The sequence below is a fragment of the Streptosporangium sandarakinum genome (genome assembly GCF_013409935.1).
In the GTDB taxonomy this organism is placed as follows: Bacteria; Actinomycetota; Actinomycetes; order Streptosporangiales; family Streptosporangiaceae; genus Streptosporangium; species Streptosporangium nondiastaticum.
The window spans coordinates 1373751-1392241 of record NZ_JACCCO010000002.1 but is presented as its reverse complement, the minus strand read 5'-3'; the positions used below and the strand labels follow the sequence as shown (position 1 = coordinate 1392241).

16 protein-coding genes and 1 tRNA gene are annotated in these 18491 nt (G+C 72.2%); 10 read left to right on the top strand and 7 right to left on the bottom strand.

The features are described 5' to 3' along the window. The first annotated feature begins 164 nt into the window (after positions 1–164). From HDA43_RS24685 to HDA43_RS24665, 5 genes are all read left to right on the top strand, one after another. Positions 165–1481 carry an FAD-dependent oxidoreductase gene (locus HDA43_RS24685; RefSeq protein WP_179825568.1) on the top strand — a complete coding sequence of 439 codons (1317 nt, stop codon included), beginning with the start codon at positions 165–167 and terminating at the stop codon, positions 1479–1481. Between the two features lie 168 nt (positions 1482–1649). Further along, positions 1650–1722, top strand: a tRNA-Leu gene (locus HDA43_RS24680). A gap of 264 nt (positions 1723–1986) precedes the next feature. Further along, complete coding sequence (locus HDA43_RS24675) at positions 1987–2769, top strand: Bax inhibitor-1/YccA family protein (RefSeq protein WP_179825566.1); 783 nt, start codon at positions 1987–1989, stop codon at positions 2767–2769. 133 nt (positions 2770–2902) lie between these two features. Next, positions 2903–3256, top strand: a complete 354-nt coding sequence (locus HDA43_RS36760) for a DUF4287 domain-containing protein (protein WP_376770521.1) — start codon at positions 2903–2905, stop codon at positions 3254–3256. A gap of 69 nt (positions 3257–3325) precedes the next feature. Next, positions 3326–3736 (top strand): PPOX class F420-dependent oxidoreductase, encoded by a 411-nt coding sequence (locus HDA43_RS24665; protein ID WP_179825564.1) that lies wholly within the window; start codon positions 3326–3328, stop codon positions 3734–3736. A gap of 171 nt (positions 3737–3907) precedes the next feature. On the opposite strand, the gene HDA43_RS24660 is transcribed toward HDA43_RS24665, so the two are convergent. The 3 genes from HDA43_RS24660 to HDA43_RS24650 all read right to left on the bottom strand — a co-directional run bounded on the left by HDA43_RS24660 (position 3908) and on the right by HDA43_RS24650 (position 7731). Then, positions 3908–5128 carry an acetyl-CoA C-acetyltransferase gene (locus tag HDA43_RS24660; RefSeq protein WP_179825563.1) on the bottom strand — a complete coding sequence of 407 codons (1221 nt, stop codon included), beginning with the start codon at positions 5126–5128 and terminating at the stop codon, positions 3908–3910. A gap of 204 nt (positions 5129–5332) precedes the next feature. After that, on the bottom strand, positions 5333–6703 hold the full coding sequence (locus HDA43_RS24655; RefSeq protein WP_179825562.1) for an outer membrane protein assembly factor BamB family protein: 1371 nt from the start codon (positions 6701–6703) through the stop codon (positions 5333–5335). Positions 6704–6756: 53 nt separating this feature from the next. After that, positions 6757–7731, bottom strand: a complete 975-nt coding sequence (locus HDA43_RS24650; protein ID WP_179825561.1) for an SGNH/GDSL hydrolase family protein — start codon at positions 7729–7731, stop codon at positions 6757–6759. A gap of 138 nt (positions 7732–7869) precedes the next feature. Here HDA43_RS24650 and HDA43_RS24645 point away from each other — a divergent pair, with 138 nt between their 5' ends. Next, positions 7870–9240: a cystathionine beta-synthase gene (locus HDA43_RS24645; RefSeq protein WP_179825560.1), complete on the top strand. Its 1371-nt coding sequence runs from the start codon at positions 7870–7872 to the stop codon at positions 9238–9240. A 199-nt stretch (positions 9241–9439) separates the two neighbouring features. On the opposite strand, the gene HDA43_RS24640 is transcribed toward HDA43_RS24645, so the two are convergent. Next, on the bottom strand, positions 9440–10636 hold the full coding sequence (locus tag HDA43_RS24640) for a sensor histidine kinase (protein ID WP_179825559.1): 1197 nt from the start codon (positions 10634–10636) through the stop codon (positions 9440–9442). 136 nt (positions 10637–10772) lie between these two features. On the opposite strand from HDA43_RS24640, the gene HDA43_RS24635 reads away from it, so the two are divergent. Next, positions 10773–11018 (top strand): hypothetical protein, encoded by a 246-nt coding sequence (locus HDA43_RS24635; protein ID WP_179825558.1) that lies wholly within the window; start codon positions 10773–10775, stop codon positions 11016–11018. 130 nt (positions 11019–11148) lie between these two features. Next, on the top strand, positions 11149–12288 hold the full coding sequence (locus HDA43_RS24630; RefSeq protein ID WP_179825557.1) for a cystathionine gamma-synthase: 1140 nt from the start codon (positions 11149–11151) through the stop codon (positions 12286–12288). Between the two features lie 157 nt (positions 12289–12445). Here HDA43_RS24630 and HDA43_RS24625 read toward each other — a convergent pair whose 3' ends face one another. After that, positions 12446–12889, bottom strand: coding sequence for a hypothetical protein (locus HDA43_RS24625; protein WP_179825556.1), 444 nt, complete (start codon positions 12887–12889; stop codon positions 12446–12448). A gap of 354 nt (positions 12890–13243) precedes the next feature. Between HDA43_RS24625 and HDA43_RS24620 the strand changes: the two genes are divergently transcribed. Continuing rightward, positions 13244–13666, top strand: coding sequence for a DUF6292 family protein (locus HDA43_RS24620; RefSeq protein WP_179825554.1), 423 nt, complete (start codon positions 13244–13246; stop codon positions 13664–13666). 75 nt (positions 13667–13741) lie between these two features. On the opposite strand, the gene HDA43_RS24615 is transcribed toward HDA43_RS24620, so the two are convergent. After that, entirely contained in the window at positions 13742–15691 is a 1950-nt protein-coding gene (locus HDA43_RS24615; protein ID WP_179825552.1) for a vWA domain-containing protein, read from the bottom strand. A 50-nt stretch (positions 15692–15741) separates the two neighbouring features. Then, positions 15742–17139 carry a sigma 54-interacting transcriptional regulator gene (locus HDA43_RS24610; RefSeq protein ID WP_179825550.1) on the bottom strand — a complete coding sequence of 466 codons (1398 nt, stop codon included), beginning with the start codon at positions 17137–17139 and terminating at the stop codon, positions 15742–15744. A 152-nt stretch (positions 17140–17291) separates the two neighbouring features. Between HDA43_RS24610 and HDA43_RS24605 the strand changes: the two genes are divergently transcribed. Next, positions 17292–18482, top strand: coding sequence for an FIST signal transduction protein (locus HDA43_RS24605; protein WP_312873520.1), 1191 nt, complete (start codon positions 17292–17294; stop codon positions 18480–18482). Positions 18483–18491: the final 9 nt, after the last annotated feature.

Below are 18491 nucleotides of genomic sequence, written 5' to 3'. Positions count from 1 at the left end.
ATCACAAGTGAATAATTTCGAGATCTTCTGGGCGAAATGCGCGGTTTTTCCGGATCAGACTGAGAAGATCTTCAACTTTTGCACCCCCCGCAGTGGCATCATCCGACGAATCGACATAGGCTTGTGAAAGCTTTCACAAAGCAAAGGATAAGGATGGCGCTGAAGTGAACCGCAACTCCAAGCACGTCGTGGTCGTCGGTGGGGGCTACGTCGGCCTCTACACCGTGCTGCGCCTGCAGCACACGCTCCGCAACGAACTGCGCGACGGCAGCGTGCGGATCACCGTCCTCACCCCCGAGTCGTACATGACCTACCAGCCGTTCCTCCCCGAGGCCGCCGCCGGGAACATCTCGCCCCGCCACGTCGTGGTCCCGCTCCGCCGGGTGCTGAAGAAGGCGACGATCCTCAACGGCAAGGTCACCAAGGTCGACCACGCGTCCAAGAAGGTCACTTTCGCGCCGAACGTCGGCACCGAGCACGAGATCGGCTACGACATCATCGTCATGGCCGCCGGCTCGATCTCCCGCACGCTCCCCGTCCCCGGTCTCGCCGACGCCGCCATCGGCTTCAAGACGATCGGCGAGGCGACCGCGCTGCGCAACCGGGTCCTCGCCCTGCTCGACCGGGCCGAGTCCGACGACGACGAGGCGCTGCGCCGCCGAGCGCTGACGTTCGTCGTGGTCGGCGGCGGCTTCGCGGGCGTCGAGGCCCTGGCCGAGCTGGAGGACATGTCGCTGGACGCGGTGCGCTACTACCGCAGCGTCACCCGCGACGACATCCGCTGGGTCCTGGTCGAGGCGACCGACCGCATCCTCCCCGAGGTCGGCCCCGAGATGGGCAAGTGGACCGCCGAGCAGCTGCGCGAGCGCGGCATCGAGATCAAGCTCGGCACCCGCCTGGAGTCCTGCGTCGGCGGCCACGTCAAGCTCTCCGACGGCGAGGAGTTCGAGTCGGCCACCATCGTGTGGACCGCGGGCGTCAAGCCCAGCCCGGTCGTCAACGCCGGCGACCTGCCGCTGGACGAGCGCGGCCGGATCAAGACCACCACCCGCCTGACGGTGGCCGGCGTCCAGGACGCCTACGCCGCCGGCGACGTGGCGGGCGTGCCCGACGTGACCAACCCCGGCCAGTACTGCGCGCCCAACGCCCAGCACGCCGTACGGCAGGCCAAGGTCCTCGCCGACAACCTCACCCGTCAGCTCCACGGGCAGCAGCTGGTCGACTACCGGCACAAGTACGTCGGCGCGGTCGCCGGCCTGGGCCTGTACAAGGGCGTGGCCAACGTCTACGGCCTCAAGCTCCGCGGGATGCCCGCCTGGTTCATGCACCGGACGTACCACATGTCGCGGATCCCCACCTTCAACCGCAAGGTCCGCGTGGTGGCCGACTGGACCCTGGCGCTGTTCTTCAAGCGGGAGACCGTCTCGCTCCGGGAGATCCACGAGCCCCGCACCGAGTTCCGTGAGGCCGCGACGACCTGATCCCACGGCCCGGACCGCCCCCGCGCGGCGTGCCGGACCCCGCGACCCGAGCCCCCGGAAGGCCCTGTCCTTCCGGGGGCTCTATCGCATACATCGATCATGGTTTGTGTGACGCCTGATACAAAGCTGTGCTCCTCGGATGAGTGGTCCGTTACGTATGATTGCGGCGTCCCCGTAGCCCAACGGCAGAGGCAAACCCCTTAAAAGGGTTCGAGTGAGGGTTCGAGTCCCTCCGGGGGCACTTGCCGATCTTGCCCGGCGCCGTCCCCCGGGGGTTCCCGCCCGGCCGGAAGGCCGCCGGCCTGAGATCCGGAGATCCGGCGGGAAAGACGGGAACCGCACGGATGGCCCATGCGTTGAGATCTACGGCGGTAGCCGTACGGCCTGCCCGGCGGCGAACGCCGGCCCCGTGTCCGCGGGGCCGGTCCAACGAAGATCAATGCGATACGGCCGTGTGACGACCGATCCGATCATTCATCGTGCAGGTCGCAGCGTGGAGGCAGTGATGGAGAGCAGAAACCCGGTATTCCGGCAGGCGAACGCGCACCAGCGAGGCTGGGGCACGCCGACGCCGACCCCCGAGCAGCTTCAGGGGATGTACGACAGGCCGTCGTACGCACCGCCCGCCCAGCGGGCCATGACGATCGACGACGTGGTCGTGCGCGGGTTCATCACGCTCGGCACGCTGGTCGTCTCCGCCGCGGCGGCCTGGGCGCTGAACCTCGGCCCCGCCGCCATGATGCTCGGCGTGATCGTCGGCCTGGTGCTCGCCCTGATCGTCTCTTTCAAGCAGAGCACCAACCCCGTGCTGATCCTCGGCTACGCCGTCGGCTACGGCGTGGCCGTCGGCGTGGTGAGCCACATCTACAACGAGCAGACCAACGGCATCGTCCTGCAGGCGGTGCTCGGCACGGCGCTGGCCTTCGGCGGCACCCTCGCGGTGTACGCGCTGCGGATCGTCCGGGTGACGCCGAAGTTCACCAAGTTCGTCGTGGCCGCGGGCCTGGCGCTGATGGGTCTCATGCTCGTCAACTGGATCGCCGGTTACTTCATGGACGGCGGCCTCGGCCTGCGCACCGGTGACGGCCTGCTGTCCTACGCCTTCAGCGTCGCCGCCATCCTGATCGGCTGCTTCTTCCTGCTGCTCGACTTCAACTCGGTGGAGGAGGGCGTGCGGGCCGGCGTCCCCGAGCGGTACTCCTGGCTGATGGCCTTCGGCCTGACGGTCACCCTGGTCTGGCTCTACCTGGAGATCCTGCGACTGATCAGCTACTTCACACGGGACTAGCGACCGCCGCGCCGCCGTCCCGCCCGAACCCCCGCCGGAGTCGCTCCGACGGGGGTTCGCGCTTCCCGGAGGGCTCTCCCGCACGAAGGTTCTTTCTTACCGGGAAGAGGGGTTTCCCTTACGGAAGATGGGCATGACGGTTGATGAGGAGCGAGCAGTGGATGACGGAACACGGCGGCGCCCTTGCGGACGGGGGCTTGCCATCCGGAGGATCGTGATGCACTGTCGAGCAAAGGAAGCCCTATTCCTGGAGGTGTCCATGTCGTTGAACCACTCACCGGAGACGCAGAGCAAACTGATCGCAAGGGTTCCCGATATCACGGGACGCGCACTCCCAGAGTGGTTCCAGGCCATCGACAACGGCCCGTCCTTCCTCCGTTGCGACGAGCGGGCCAACTGGCTCGCAACAGAGCACGGGCTGACCCACGGCTACGCCGCGGCCATCGTCCACGAGCACGAGCGTCACCGCCGCAGCCGTTATCTGTAAGTCGTCTATCCCAAGCCCGTGCCCCGCCCGGGGGTGCGGGCTTGCCCGTGCCACCCGCATGATGGGGGCATGGATCTTGACAGAGCACGCGACTTCATCCGCGACAACCACCGGGCCGTCATGCTCACCCGGCACGCCGACGGCCGCCCGCAGATGTCCCCGGTCACCGTGGGCCTGGACGCCGAAGGACGAGCCGTCGTCAGCAGCCGCGAGACCGCGGCGAAGGTCCGCAACGCCCGCAGGGACCCGAACGTGGCGCTCTGCGTGACGACCGATGCCTTCTTCGGCCCGTGGATCCAGATCGAGGGGACCGCGGAGATCGTCTCGCTGCCCGAGGCGATGGAGCACCTCGTCTCCTACTACCGCGACATCTCCGGCGAGCACCCCGACTGGGACGACTACCGGGCGGCCATGGAACGCGAGCGGCGGGTCGTCATGCGGATCGACCTCACCCGCGCCGGACCGGACGTGCACGGCTGAGCGGCCCCGCCGGCCCCGCGCCGGGCCGGTCCCGCGGGGCCGGCCCGGAACGGCGAGGGCCGCCCGCGGGGTGCGACCCCGCGGGCGGCCCCGGCACGCGGAACCCGGGTCCCGTTCAGTGGATCTCCGCCTGAGCGACCGCGGCGGGCGGGACGATCCGGGGAACAGGACCTAGCTGAGGCGCTCCAGGACCATGGCCATGCCCTGGCCTCCGCCCACGCACATGGTCTCCAGGCCGATCGAGCGGTCGTGGAACCGCAGGCTGTTGATCAGCGTGGAGGTGATCCGGGCGCCGGTCATGCCGAACGGGTGGCCCACCGCGATGGCGCCGCCGTTGACGTTGAGCCGGTCGAGGTCGATGCCGAGCTCCTGGTAGGACGGGATGACCTGGGCCGCGAACGCCTCGTTGATCTCGACGAGGTCGACGTCGCCGATGGACATGCCCGCCCGCGCCAGGGCCTGCCGGGAGGCCTCGACCGGCCCGAGGCCCATGATCTCCGGGGACAGGCCGGTCACGCCGGTGGAGACGACCCGGGCCAGCGGGGTGATGCCCAGCTCGGCGGCCTTGGTGTCGCTCATCACGATCACCGCGGCGGCGCCGTCGTTCAGCGGGCAGCAGTTGCCCGCGGTGACCGTCCCGTCGGGGCGGAAGACCGGCTTGAGCTGCGAGACCGCCTCGTAGGTGGTGCCCGCCCGGGGACCGTCGTCCTTGCTCACCACGGTCCCGTCGGGCAACGTCACCGGGGTGATGTCGGTCTCCCAGAAGCCGTTGGCGATCGCCTTCTCGGCGAGGTTCTGCGAGCGGACGCCGAACTCGTCCTGCTCCTGGCGGGACACGCCCCGCAGCGCGGCGACGTTCTCGGCGGTCTGGCCCATCGCGATGTAGATGTCGGGCAGCGCGCCGTCCTCGCGCGGGTCGCGCCAGACGTCGCCCCCGCCCTCGGCGGACCGCGCCGTACGGGCCCTGGCCTCGTCGAACAGGGGGTTCATCGTCTCGGGCAGCGAGTCGGAGTTGCCCTTGGCGAAGCGGGAGACGCACTCCACGCCCGCGGAGACGAACACGTCGCCCTCGCCCGCCTTGATGGCGTGCAGGGCCATCCGGGTGGTCTGCAGCGAGGACGAGCAGTAACGGGTGATCGTGGTGCCGGGCACGCCGTCCAGCCCGAGGAGGGTGGCGACCACCCGGCCCATGTTGTACCCCTGCTCGCCCCCGGGCAGGCCGCAGCCGAGCATCAGGTCGTCGATGGCGGCCGGGTCGAGCTGCGGCACCTTCGCCAGCGCGGCCTTGATGATCTGCGCGGTCAGGTCGTCGGGACGGATGTCCTTGAGGGACCCCTTGAAGGCGCGGCCGATCGGCGAGCGTGCGGTCGCGACGATGACTGCCTCGGGCATGTGGCTCTCCTGGGTTCGTGTGCCTCTCCTCCTGCGGAGGTTACCGCGCGGTAGCCCGAATGCCACGACCCGGGGCCGCAGAAAACAGAACTTTGTACGGCAGGCGATCCGCCGGGGGGCGGAACTGGTCGGCCGTACACGCCGGGGGCGGTGCGGGCCGGCTCGGCCGTACATGGCCGGGGCGGGGGCGGTGCCGTCCCCGCCTCAGCCGTACATGCCGGGGGCGGTGCCGGTGCCGTCCTCGACGCCGTGCAGGCCGCCCTTCTCGTCGCGCCAGATCCGCCAGCCGCTCTGGCTGCCGGTGAACCACGCCGGCGGCGCGCCGGGCCCCCGCGGCGTGACCTTCTCCCCCTTGGCGAGGTCGAACTCGCACAGGGAGGCCACCGAGTAGAAGCCGGGGACCTGGTTCTTCAACGCGAGCGGCTTGGGATCGGTGACGCAGAAGGACCAGCCGCGCCGCCCGGTGATCTCGCCGGGGCGGCCGGTGGTGAGGTCGAAGACCGTGCCGGCCTTGCCGTGCTTGAGGAAGCCGAGCGTGTCCATCCGCTCGGGGAAGGCCAGCCACCAGCCGGAGCCGGGGATCCGTTCCGGGGGGATCTGGCCGAGGACCCGGCCGCTCTCGGCGTCGAGCCGGGCGAACCCGCCGTACCGGCCCTGCGCGTCGACCGGGCGGACCACCGGCGCGAAACCGGGGCTGCCGCTGGGGTAGACCCGCACCACCGAGGGGCGGATCCAGTTGACCGTGCCGTCGGCGGTCCTGACGGAGAAGAACCCGAAGGTGGAAGGCTTCTTCGTCGAGGGGTCGGTGTACGGCGCGACGTAGCCGACGAGGTTGCCGGAGGTCGCCCCGAACGACCAGCCGCCCGAGAGGTCGACCCCCGCGCCGAGCGGCTGCTCCACCGGCAGCTTCCAGCCGAGCTTTCCGGTCCTCAGGTCGCGCGACTCCAGGACGGGGTGCCGGGCCAGGCGCAGCAGGACGGCGCGGGAGGCGTCGGACCACTCCACCTCGGCGATCCCGGGGAGCCTCCACAGCACCTTGCCGGTGGCCGGGTCGAGTACGACCATCCGGGCCGTCTCCAGGGCGGTGTTCTCCGGCACGCACACCAGCGCCCCGCACCGCTGCGGCCCGAACGTGGAGTGCAGCGGGCGGGTCCACCGCCGCGCGCCGGTCCGGGCGTCACGGGCGACGAGCAGGGCGTTCCACCGGCCGCGCCGGAACGGATCGACGGTCACCGCGACGGCCTGACCGCCGCCGGTCTCGACGAGGGCCGGGGCCGGGACTCCCATCCCCGGCAGCCGGCCCGCCATGGTCGCCGGCTGGGCCCACAGTCTCCGGCCCGAGGCGAGGTCGAGTGCCACCGTCTCCAACGTGCCGCCGGGCAGCAGGGAGGTCGTCGCGGCGACGCCCCCGGCCGAGACGGTGCGGCTGACCGCGTTCACGTCCGGGTTGTGCCAGGTGGGATAGGCGGGGGTGGCCGCTTCGCTGCCGGAGCAGCCGGACAGGGCGGAACCGGACAGGGCCAGGGCTCCGGCGAGCGCCAGGATCGGTTTCGCGGGGGGCCGGATGGCGGGCATTCCACTCCAATGCGGGCGAGGCGTGACGGCCTCGACGCGGAGGGTGACCGGGGTCAGGCGTCGCGAGGCTGGACCCAGGGACGCCGGCGGAGCATCGTCACCCATCGTCCGTGGGGTCCGGTGGCCCGGCCGGCGACGCGGGTCGCGGAGACCTCGGCGCCGGGCTCCTCCGCGGCCATGGCCGCCGCGAGGTAGATCGACTCGCTGCGCCGCGGCCGAGGCTCGGGCCACAGTCCCAGCGCATTGCCTACAGACGGTAGCACCGCGTAAGCAACCTGTAGGTAGCCTTCGACAGATGGGTGGAATCGATCGGGCCCGAACATCTCGTCCGGATTCGTGTCGAACTCCGGGCCGAGCATGTCGGCGAAGGCGACCGTCCGCCCGCCGGCCTCCACCACCGCGACCGTCTGCGCGGCGGCGAGCTGGCGGCTCCAGCGCCGGGTCACCCAGCGCAGCGGCTGGGCGATCGGCCGGACCGTGCCGAGGTCCGGGCAGGTTCCCACGACCACCTCGGCCCCGGCCTCCCGCAGCCGCCGCACCGCCTTCTGCAGGTGCCGTACGGCCCGCGCGGGCGGCGTCTGCGTGGTGACGTCGTTGGCGCCGATGAAGATGACCGCGATGTCGGGCAGCGCCCCCAGTGCCCGGTCCACCTGGTCGCCCAGATCGACGGAGGCCGCCCCCGACCTGCCGACCACGGTCAGCCGGACCGGCCGCCCTGCGATGCCGGCCAGGCTGGAGGCCATCAGCACCGCGGGGGTGTCGGCGGGGTCGGTGGTGCCGAGCCCCACCGAGGTGGAGTCGCCGAGCATCACCATGCGGATCGGCTCGCCGTCGAAGTCACCGTAGATCCCGTCGGCCGGCGGGCCCTCCATGCCGTGCGGGCGGCCGACGATGCGCCGGGCCACCACCGCCTCGGTGAACAGCAGCCCATAGGTGAGCGCGCCGAGCGCGGTCAGCCCCCCTCCGCCCACCGCGGCGGCGGCCGCGATGCGCCGCGCGGCCCGTGCGGCCCCTGGTGTCCATATCACGTGGCGTTGCCCCCTCGATACGACACGACGGTAGCGTTGGCCTTGAAAGACAGCCAGCCGAGTCCCAGCCACCCACGGGGACCGCGGCGTTCCACACAACAGCTGACAAAGCTATGGTATTTCGAGGTGATCTTCGCCGTGCGCGTATACGACTCGCTCGTCGATCTGATGGGCAACACGCCGCTCGTCCGGCTCAACAAGGTGACGGCGGGGGTCCCGGCCCAGGTGCTCGCCAAGGTCGAGTATTTCAACCCGGGTGGTTCGGTGAAGGACCGGATCGCGGTGCGGATGATCGACGCTGCGGAGAAGTCCGGTGAGTTGCGCCCCGGCGGCACCATCGTGGAGCCCACCTCGGGCAACACCGGTGTCGGCCTGGCCATCGTGGCGCAGCAGCGTGGCTACAAGTGCCTGTTCGTCGTGCCGGACAAGGTGGCCCAGGACAAGATCTCGGTGCTCCGCGCCTACGGCGCCGAGGTCGTGGTCTGCCCGACGGCGGTCTCGCCCGACCACCCGAACTCCTACTACTCGGTCTCCGACCGCCTGGCCAGGGAGATCCCGGGCGCCTGGAAGCCCGACCAGTACTCCAACCCCCACAACCCCGAGAGCCACTACCACTCCACCGGCCCGGAGATCTGGGAGCAGACCGAGGGGCGGATCACCCACTTCGTGGCGGGTGTCGGCACCGGTGGCACGATCAGCGGCACCGGCCGCTACCTCAAGGAGGTCTCCGGCGGCCGCGTGAAGATCATCGGCGCCGACCCGGAGGGCTCCGTCTACTCCGGCGGCACCGGCCGGCCGTACCTGGTGGAGGGCGTCGGCGAGGACATCTGGCCGGCCACCTACGACACCACGATCTGCGACGAGATCATCGCGGTCTCCGACAAGGACTCCTTCGGCATGACCCGCCGCCTGGCCCGCGAGGAGGCGCTGCTGGTCGGCGGCTCCTGCGGGATGGCGACGGTCGCCGCGCTGCGCGTCGCCCAGCAGGCCGGCCCGGACGACGTGGTCGTCGTGCTGCTGCCCGACGGCGGCCGGGGCTACCTGTCGAAGATCTTCAACGACGAGTGGATGGCCGACTACGGCTTCCTGACCACCTCCAGCGAGGAGGGCCTGGTCAGGGACGTGCTGACCCGCAAGGGCTCCGGCATGCCGGAGTTCGTGCACACCCACCCGCACGAGTCGGTGGACACCGCCATCTCGATCATGCGCGAGTACGGCGTGTCGCAGCTCCCGGTGATGAAGGAGGAGCCGCCGGTCATGGCCGCCGAGGTGGTCGGCTCGATCCTGGAGCGCGACCTGCTCGACGCCCTCTACCGCGGCAAGGTCTCGCCGCACGACCCGCTGGCCGACCACATGTCGCAGCCGCTGCCGATGATCGGGGCGGGCGAGCCCGTCTCCATCGCGGTCGAGGCGCTGGAGAAGGCCGACGCGGCGGTCGTGCTCGACGACGGCAAGCCGGTCGGCCTGCTCACCCGCCACGACCTGCTGGCCTTCCTCGCCAACCACTGATCCCGGCGTCTCCCGCGGCCTCCGCGGGCGGTTCCGGTCTCTTCGGCCCTCGCGGGTGGCTCCCGGCGGTCCCGGCCGCCGGGAAGGGCGGCGGCCGGGCGGGAACGGCCCGGTCACGCCCAGCGCCTGCCCTCGGGGTCGGTGATCTGCGGCGGCCGGGCGGGAACGGCCCGGTCGCCGTGCGCGGAGACCGGACCGGTCAGCCGGGGAACGGGTCGCGCCGGCCACCGGCGGCGGCCGGCCGTTCCAGCGGGCACTCCGCCACCACCTCCCAGGCGCCCTCGGGGGTGGGGCCCGCGGTCAGCCGGCCGCCCAGCGCCTCGACGCGCTCGGCCATGCCCACGAGGCCGAACCCGCCGCCCAGCCGGGAGAACCGGCCGTCGGACGCCGAGCCGTAGTTGCGGACGCGCAGCACCACGGTCCCGGGCGGGACGCCGACCGGCCTCAGGTCCGCCTCCACCCAGCCCGCGTCCGGGGCGTGGCGGCGGACGTTGGTCAGCGACTCCTGCAGCACCCGGTGGAGGGTCGTCAGCACCTCCGGGGGAAGGGTGCCGTCGTCGATGCCCGCGCCGATGTCGAAGGCGACCGTGGGGCCGCCGGCGGAGAACCGCTCGACCAGCAGCCGCATGTCCCGCAGCGTGCTGCCCGGGGAGCGGGCCGCCTCGTCCTCGGCGCGCAGCACGCTGACCAGGCGGCGCATCGAGGTCAGCGCGTCGACCCCGGCGCCGGCGATCGCGTCCAGCGCGGGGGCCACGGCGTCGGGTTTCTGCTCGGCGACGACCCGGGCGGCCTGCGCCTGCACGACGATCCCGGTGATGTGGTGGGCGACCAGGTCGTGCAGCTCCCTGGCCAGCTCCAGGCGCTCGGACCGCCGTACCGCGGCCACCGCCTCCCGGCGGCGCTCCAGCTGGAAGCGGAGGTAGGCGCCCGCCCCGGCCGCGAACGCCCAGGGCACGAAGAGGGCGAACGCGGTGGCCACGATCTGGGGGGCCAGCCGCAGGCGCCAGGCCGAGAACTCCAGCACGACCATCGCCGCCAGGGAGAACAGCGCCGCGCGCCGGACCGGCTCGATCGAGCGCAGCCCGCTGACGGTGAGGACCAGCAGCGCCCCGATCTCGGCGAATCCCGGCCTGCCGTCGCCGCCGGTGACCTGGATGACCAGGGTGACGCAGAACGACAGCGCCAGGAAGGCGCGGAAGCCGCTCACCAGGCGGGTGCGCCGCCACAGCACGGCGAGGACGCCGACCGTGCCGCACAGCAGGTTGGGCCACACCGGCCAGGTGTGGAGGCCCATCGCCACCGCGACGTCGATCAGGAGCAGCAGCGCCAGCCAGCCGATCAGCGCGATCTCGCTGAGCCGTCTGATCCAGTGAACGACGCGATGTGACTCACCCACGCTCACCGAGCCTAGGCCCCCGGTCGGTGTGGTGAATCGGCCGTTCGGCCGACCGGTGGCCGGCAGGACCGGTCCTTCAGCGGAGGCGCGGGACGGGGGCCGCGGGAGATGCTCGATGCGTCGAAGGGGAGGAACCATGACCGTCATCGGGACCGTGCTGCTGACCATCGGATTCGCGATCGGGCTCTGCCTGGCCATGGCGGACCCGGTCCTGCTGTCGCGCGCCGCCGCCAAGGGCAGGGAGGCCGCCATGAGCAGGAAGGGCGCCGGGACGCCGCCGGAGGGCGCCACGGGGGACGCAGCGGACGCGGGGGAGGCGGCCGGTGAGATCATCCGGCTGCCGCGGACGGACGCCGGGGAGTACCGGCCCAGGGCGGCCTGAGCCGGAGGGCCCGGCGGCCCTGGACGGCGGGAGCCGGAGAACACGGCGGTTCGGGGCGGCGCGGACCGGAGGTGGCGGAAGGGGACCGTACCGGGTGGTCCGCCCGCCGCTTCCGAGTAGCGTTGGCCTCATGAGTGAAGGATTCGAAACACTGGCGATCCACGCAGGCCAGGAGCCCGACCCGGTCACCGGGGCGGTCGTCCCGCCGATCTACGCCGTCTCCACCTACAAGCAGGACGGCGTCGGGGGCCTGCGCTCCGGATATGAGTACAGCCGGTCGGCCAACCCGACCAGGGCCGCCCTGGAGGAGGCCGTCGCGGCCGTCGAGGGCGGCGCCCGGGGCCTGGCGTTCGCGTCCGGCCTGGCGGCCGAGGACACCGTGCTGCGCGCCGTCTGCCGGCCGGGCGACCACGTCATCATCCCGAACGACGCCTACGGCGGCACCTACCGGCTCTTCGCCAAGGTGCACGAGCCCTGGTCGCTGCACTACGACGCGGTGCCGCTCGGGGACCTGGACGCGGTGGCGTCCGCGATGACCCCGAAGACGAAGATCGTCTGGGTCGAGACGCCGACCAACCCGCTGCTGAGCGTCTTCGACATCGAGGCGCTGGCCCATCTCGCGCACGAGAACGGCGCGCTGCTGGTGGTGGACAACACGTTCGCCTCGCCGTACCTCCAGCAGCCGCTGTCGCTGGGCGCGGACATCGTGGTGCACTCCACCACCAAGTACGTGGGCGGCCACTCCGACGTGGTCGGCGGGGCGCTCGTCGCGCGCGACGCCGAGGTGGGCGAGAAGCTCGCCTATCACCAGAACGCCATGGGCGCGGTGGCCGGCCCGTTCGACGCGTGGCTGACCCTGCGGGGCCTCAAGACGCTCGCGGTGCGGATGGAGCGCCACTGCGACAACGCCGAGCGGGTCGTGGACCTGCTGCTGGCCCACCCCAAGGTGTCGTCGGTGCTCTACCCGGGCCTGCCCGAGCACCCCGGCCACGAGGTGGCCGCCAAGCAGATGAGGCGCTTCGGCGGCATGGTCTCCTTCCGGGTCGCCGGCGGCGAGGCCGAGGCGGTCGAGATCTGCAACCGGACGAAGCTGTTCACCCTCGGCGAGTCGCTCGGCGGGGTGGAGTCGCTGGTCGAGCATCCGGGCCGGATGACCCACGCCTCGGCGGTGGGCTCGCCGCTGGAGGTCCCCTCCGACCTCGTCCGGCTGTCGGTCGGCATCGAGTCGATCGACGACCTGCTCGCCGACCTGACCCGGGCGCTGGGCTGACGGACTGAGAGGGGCACGGCCGTACGGCCCGGCGTGGAGGCGTCGCCGGGCCGGAGGCACGGCCGGCCGTACGGGCGGCCGTGCCTCCGGACGGTCGTGCCGGGCCGCCCTCGCGGAAGTCTCGCCGCGCCGCGGGCGACCGGCCGGGCCGGGCCGGTCAGGAGGGGCTGCCCCAGACCATCATCACCAGGATGACCAGCCAGATCACGGTGATCACACCGGAGAGCGCGGCGACCCGGCCGACCTGGACCTTCGCGTCGCCCTTCGGGCTCTCGGCGGTCCCGCCGCCCTCGCGGCCGAGGATCCGCAGGGCGATGCCCTGGTCGCGGACCACCAGGGCGAGGAGCGCCAGGGCGACGATGAACAGCGTCATCGAGATCGACAGGTAGGGCCTGCCGAGATACTCGCGGCCCAGCAGCGCGCCGAACAGGAACACCCCCAGGGCCGCGACGGCGTATATGCGGGTGGTCTGGTGCAGGTACCGCAGGACGTTGACGTCTCCGGCGCGGATGAACCTCGGGGTGGACATGGTGGCGGCGGTGAGCGGCCCCAGCGTGAAGATCGCGAAGCCGATGTGGAGCCAGAGCAGCAGGTCTGTCATGCGCCAGACACTAACCCGCGGTGATCCCGCCCGCCTACGGCTCGCTCGGGCCTTACCGACACTTCCCTGGCCGATGATCGTTCTCGGAACGTGGCCCGCCGCGAGCGGCGCCGCGAGGGCCGGTGTCCGGGCGGGGTCCGGCCGGGGCCAGGCCGGACACGCGGGCGGCGGGAGGCCGGTTCCGGTGTCACGCGAGGGTAGATCTTCGCATTTCGCCCCTGAGCACCCCGCCGGGGTGAGTAGGATCACTGGCGAACTCGTTCCCGTGTGTGAGGCCTCAGGCGGCTCTGGTCGTGGCCGTTCCGGGCGGGTGGTGAAACCGATCGTGGACGACGGCACAAGGGAGTGCCCCCAGTGGGTGTAAGACATGTCGAGCCGTACACCGAGGAGTGGCGGCGTCAGCCGGCCCTCTACGTGAGCCGCGTCGTCGAGGCGCTGGGCGCCGAGGTCGCCGACTGGTGGGAGGGGCCGTGCGATCCGCGCGCCGCCACGATCCTCCTGACCGGCGGGGACGCGCTGGTGTGGGACGAGGAGAGCGGCTGGCGGCGGGGCCGCTACGTCTCCGGCGACCGTGAGACCTGCACGGCCCTGGCCGACGCCCGCTATCTCGGCGGCGGCCTGCTGCCGCGCCCGGAACGGGTGCCGGCGGCCGTGGTGGACGCGCGGGCCGGGGTGGGCAACAGCACGGCCTGGCGGCCCTGCTACCGCTCCTACCGCCACTACCGCGACGGCTTCGACCTGGCGCTCAACTCCTACCTGGCCTACGCCGGCGCCTGAGCCCGGCCGGACCGGCCGCGCCGTACCCGGCCTTCCGAAACGGAGGCGGACGGCGGGCCGGCCGGGCGCGGCGGGTCAGCGGGCGCGGCGGGTCCGCAGGAAGTCGCTGACGACGTACTCTCCGAGGCGGTCGGCGCTGGAGGAGAACACCCGGCCGCCGTTGCGGCGGGCCACCTCGTTGACGAAGTCCCGCAGCCGCTCGTCGTCGGCGAGCATGAAGACGTTGAGCGTCGCCCGGCGGCGCGTCATCTTGTCCACCTCGGCGAGCGTCAGCTCCAGCGTCTCGCTCGTGGGCGGCCACTCGAAGGCCGCCGAGCCGTTGCGCCGCAGGTGGGCGGTGGGCTCGCCGTCGGTGACCACGAGCACGACCGGCTCGAAGTCGGGGTGGCGGTCCAGGTGCCGCCCCGCGATCAGCAGCGCGTGGTGCAGGTTGGTGCCCTGGACCATGTCCCACTCCAGCCCGGCCAGCTCGTCGGGCGCGAGGACCCTGGCGTAGTTGGAGAAGCCGATGATCTGCACCGAGTCCTGCGGGAACTTCGAGCCGACCAGCGCCTGCAGGGCCAGCGCGGTCTGTTTGGCCGCCGCCCACGTGCCGCGCAGGGCCATCGAGTAGGAGAGGTCCACCAGCAGGCAGACGGCCGCGGCCGTGCGCCGTTCGGTCTCGGCCACCTCGAAGTCGTCGACCGACAGGGCCACCGCTCCGCCGCCCCGGCCGCCGCGCCGTACGGCGTTGACGACCGTGCGGACCACGTCGATGGGCTGCTCGTCGCCGAACCGCCACGGCCGGGAGGAGCCGGTCAGCTCCCCGGCGGAACCGGCGTCGGTCTGGTCGTGGTCGCCGTGGCGCCCGGCGTCGAGGGAGGCGAAGACGCGGCGCAGGGCGGTCTCGCCCAGGCGGCGGACGGCCTTGGGGGTCAGCTCCAGCTTGCCGCGCTTGCGGCGGAGGTAGCCCTGCTGCTCCAGCTCGCGCTCGACCTGCCTGAGCGCCTCCAGGTCGTCGACCGCGGAGCGGCCCAGGGCGCGGCGGATCGCGGCCTCGTCGATGTCGTCGAGGCGGGCGCCGGGGTAGTCCTGGCGCAGCGCCGCCTCCAGCTGGGTGAGGTCGGCGAGCTCGTCCAGGGCGGTGACCGCGTCGCCCATCCCCATCGGGTCCTCGCCGGTCAGCCGCTCGGGGGTGTTCCAGGCGAGGTCGGGGCGGCGGTTGTGGAGGGCCTCGCCCAGGCGGCGCATCTCCTCGTCCAGGCCGGCCTGCTCCAGCGTCTGGCTCATCAGGTCGGCCAGTTCCTCGCGCTGGCTCGGGGTGAGGGAGGCCAGCAGGCGCTGGGTGGCGGCGGCCCGCCGGGCGAGGATGTCGACCAGCTCCTCCAGGTTGCGCGGCGCCTCCGGGAACATGTCCCCATATTTCGACATGAAGTCGTTAAAGTCGGCCTGGGTGTGTTCGCCCCGGGAGTCCCGGTCGAGCATGTCGTTCAGGTCCGACATCATCCGCCGGACCCGCTCCATCGCCTCGGGGTCGGGGTCGGCCAGCGCCTGCCGCATGCCGCGGAACTGGCTGTCGAGCACCTCCCGGCGCAGCAGGTCGCGCAGCTCCTCGAAGGTCCGCCGCGCCTCCTGCGACCGCCACCGGTAGTCCGTCAGCTCTCGGATCGCGCTCGCGGTGTCCTCCGGCAGCCCGTCCAGCTCGGCCTCGCGCAGCCGGGCCTCGTCGGAGGGGTCGGGGAACAGAGCGGCCCGCTCCTGTTCGAGGGCCCGGTCCAGCAGGGCGCGGGCCCGCTCCAGCGTCCCGTCGAGGCGGCCGCGCTCGCGCAGCTCGCGACGGCGGCGCCGTACCTCGCGGAGCAGGTCGTCCAGCCCCCGCCGGTCCCGCGCGCCGGGCAGGCCCTGCCGGAGCAGGTCGCGCAGCGCGTGCGCGGGGTTGGAGCCGGACAGCACGGAGTCGCCCATCTGGTCCAGCGCCGAACGCACGTCGTACGGCGGGGCCAGCGGGTCCGGGCCGTCCCGGTACTCGCCATAGCGGTAGGACATGGTGACCCTTCCCGATGCGATGGGCCGGCGGCGTTCCGCCGGCGGGCGGATCAGGTGCGGTAGACCGCCCCGCCGCCCACCTCGTCCTTGGACAGCCGGCGCAGGAGGTAAAGCCCCTCCATGGCGAACTCCAGGGCCGCCGCGGCGTGCCCCGGCGACTCGTCGCCGATGCCGAGCCGTTCCATGATCTTCGCCAGGCCTGACACCGGGCCGATCCTGCGCAGCAGCTCCGAGGCCGGGACCAGCGGCCCGGACTCGACCTGGGCGCCCTGGGAGAACTTCTCCAGCAGCGCGCTGAGGTCCATGCCGCCCAGCGTGCCGCGGAACGTCTCGGCCACCGCCCGGCGCAGCAGGTGGGCCAGCACCTCGGTCTCCCGGCCCTCCTCGCTGACCTCGAACTCCACCTTGCCCCGCAGCGTGTGCACGATGCCCGGCAGGTCGGCCACCCGGGCCACCGCGCGCTCCTCGCCGGTCAGGGCGGCCCGCCGTACGGCCGAGGCCGCGGCGGTCTCGGCGGCGGCGATGGAGAAGCGGGCCGACACGCCCGACCGCGAGTCCACCGCGGTGGACTCGCGGACCAGCCGGGTGAAGCGGGCGATCGTCTCGATCAGGTGGTCGGGCAGGTCGGCGCCGACGTGGTCGAGGTCGGCCTCCTGCCGGATGAGGGAGAGCTCGGTCTCGATCGACAGCGGGTAGTGGGTGCGGATCTCCGCGCCGAAGCGGTCCTTCAACGGGGTGATGATCCGCCCGCGGTTGGTGTAGTCCTCGGGGTTGGCGCTGGCGATCAGCAGGAGGTCCAGCGGCAGCCGCAGGTTGTAGCCGCGCACCTGGATGTCGCGCTCCTCCAGCACGTTGAGCAGCGCCACCTGGATGCGCTCGGCGAGGTCGGGCAGCTCGTTGACGGAGAAGACGCCCCGGTTGCTCCGCGGCACCAGGCCGTAGTGGACGGTCTCCGGGTCGCCGAGCGTGCGCCCCTCAGCGATCTTGATGGGGTCGACGTCGCCGATCAGGTCGCCGACGGAGGTGTCGGGCGTGGCGAGCTTCTCGCCGTAGCGCTCGTCCCGGTGCCGCCAGGAGACCGGCAGCTCCTCGCCCAGCTCACCGGCCAGGCGGCGGCAGCGGACGCAGGAGGGCGCGTACGGGTGGTCGTTGATCTCGCAGCCGTCCACCACGGGGGTCCACTCGTCGAGCAGACCGGCGACGGTGCGGATCAGCCGGGTCTTGCCCTGGCCGCGCTCGCCCAGCAGGACCAGGTCGTGCCCGGCGAGCAGGGCCCGCTCCAGCTGGGGCAGGACGGTGTCGTCGAATCCCACGATGCCCTGGAACCGCGGCTCCCCCGACCTGAGCCGGGCCAGGAGGTTCTCGCGGATCTCGGCCTTGACGGTTCGGTGGATATGGCCGCTCGCGCGCAGCTCGCGCAGAGTCCGTGGCTCTGGAATGTGAGGCACGGAACCGAGCCTACGTCGCCCGCTCCGAAACCGGCACTCTTATCCCGGTTTCGGATCTTCGCCATTGTTGGTCGGCGGTGGGCGTGCTTGGTCCATCAGTGGGGAGAATCGCTCCAGGACAAGATTTCGGGCAAGAAGGAGAGGCGAGGCGTGTGGCGCTGTTGACGAGCCGTTTCGCCGATGGTCTCGCCGTCGGAACCGATCTGGTCGGGGCGGCCGAGAACGCGGTCCGCCAGGCCTTGGGCGGCCTCAGCGGATCACCTGACCTGCTCTGCTTCTTCATCTGCGGTGACGACCCCGACGAGGTCGCCCGCGCGGGGCTGCGGGCGATGCGGATGGCCGAGGGCGCCGCGGTGATCGGATGCAGCGCCACGGGGGTGATCGGCGACGGCCAGGGCGTGGAGACCACGCCCTCGGTGAGCGCCTGGGCCGCGACGCTCGACGGGGCGCGGCTGACGACCTTCGCCCTGGACACCCTGCGCACCGAGGACCGGTTCGTCGTGGTCGGCCTGCCGGAGAACACCCCGGACGACCACGCGGCCATCCTGCTCGCCGATCCCTACAGCTTCCCCACCGACGGCTTCGTCGAGCGCTCCCACGAGGTGCTGGGCAGCCTCCCGCTGGTCGGCGGCATGGCCAACGCGACCGGGGGGCGCGGGGCGGTGCGGCTGTTCGCCGACGGGCAGGTCCACACCGAGGGCGCCGTCGGCGTGCTGCTCGGCGGCCCGCTCAACGTCAGCACCCTGGTCAGCCAGGGGTGCCGCCCGATCGGCCCCACGATGGCCGTCACCGCCGCCGAGGACAACCTCCTCCTGGAGCTCGCCGGCCAGCCCGCCCTCGCCCGGTTGGAGGAGATCGTCAGCGCGCTGGACGAGGACGACCGGGAGCTGGTCGCCTCCGGTCTGCAGATCGGCGTCGCCATGGACGAGTACGCCGAACGGCACGAGCGCGGCGACTTCCTGATCCGGGGCGTGCTCGGCATCGACCCCGAGCGGGAGGCGGTGGCCATCGGCGACGTCGTCGAGATCGGCCGTACCGTGCGCTTCCAGGTGCGCGACGCCGCCACCGCCGACGAGGACCTCTACGAGCTGCTCGACGCCCACCGGGAGGAGTTCGGCGACGTGGACGGCGCGCTGCTGTTCTCCTGCAACGGCCGGGGCTCGGCCATGTTCGGCAGCTCCGACCACGACGCCGCCGCGGTCCGCGACACCCTCGGCCCGGTCAGCGTGGCCGGGTTCTTCGCGGCGGGGGAGGTCGGCCCGGTCGCCGGGCACAACCACGTGCACGGGTTCACCGCCTCCGTCCTGGTCTTCTCCTCCCGGCCGCCCGTGGAGGGGCCGTAGGATCGGCGG

Coding starts and splice junctions, on each gene's coding strand:
- HDA43_RS24675 (WP_179825566.1), top strand. CDS start 1,987: ATGGAGAGCAGAAACCCGGTATTCCGGCAGGCGAACGCGCACCAGCGA.
- HDA43_RS36760 (WP_376770521.1), top strand. CDS start 2,903: ATGACGGTTGATGAGGAGCGAGCAGTGGATGACGGAACACGGCGGCGC.
- HDA43_RS24665 (WP_179825564.1), top strand. CDS start 3,326: ATGGATCTTGACAGAGCACGCGACTTCATCCGCGACAACCACCGGGCC.
- HDA43_RS24660 (WP_179825563.1), bottom strand. CDS start 5,128: ATGCCCGAGGCAGTCATCGTCGCGACCGCACGCTCGCCGATCGGCCGC.
- HDA43_RS24655 (WP_179825562.1), bottom strand. CDS start 6,703: ATGCCCGCCATCCGGCCCCCCGCGAAACCGATCCTGGCGCTCGCCGGA.
- HDA43_RS24635 (WP_179825558.1), top strand. CDS start 10,773: ATGACCGTCATCGGGACCGTGCTGCTGACCATCGGATTCGCGATCGGG.
- HDA43_RS24630 (WP_179825557.1), top strand. CDS start 11,149: ATGAGTGAAGGATTCGAAACACTGGCGATCCACGCAGGCCAGGAGCCC.
- HDA43_RS24625 (WP_179825556.1), bottom strand. CDS start 12,889: ATGACAGACCTGCTGCTCTGGCTCCACATCGGCTTCGCGATCTTCACG.
- HDA43_RS24615 (WP_179825552.1), bottom strand. CDS start 15,691: ATGTCCTACCGCTATGGCGAGTACCGGGACGGCCCGGACCCGCTGGCC.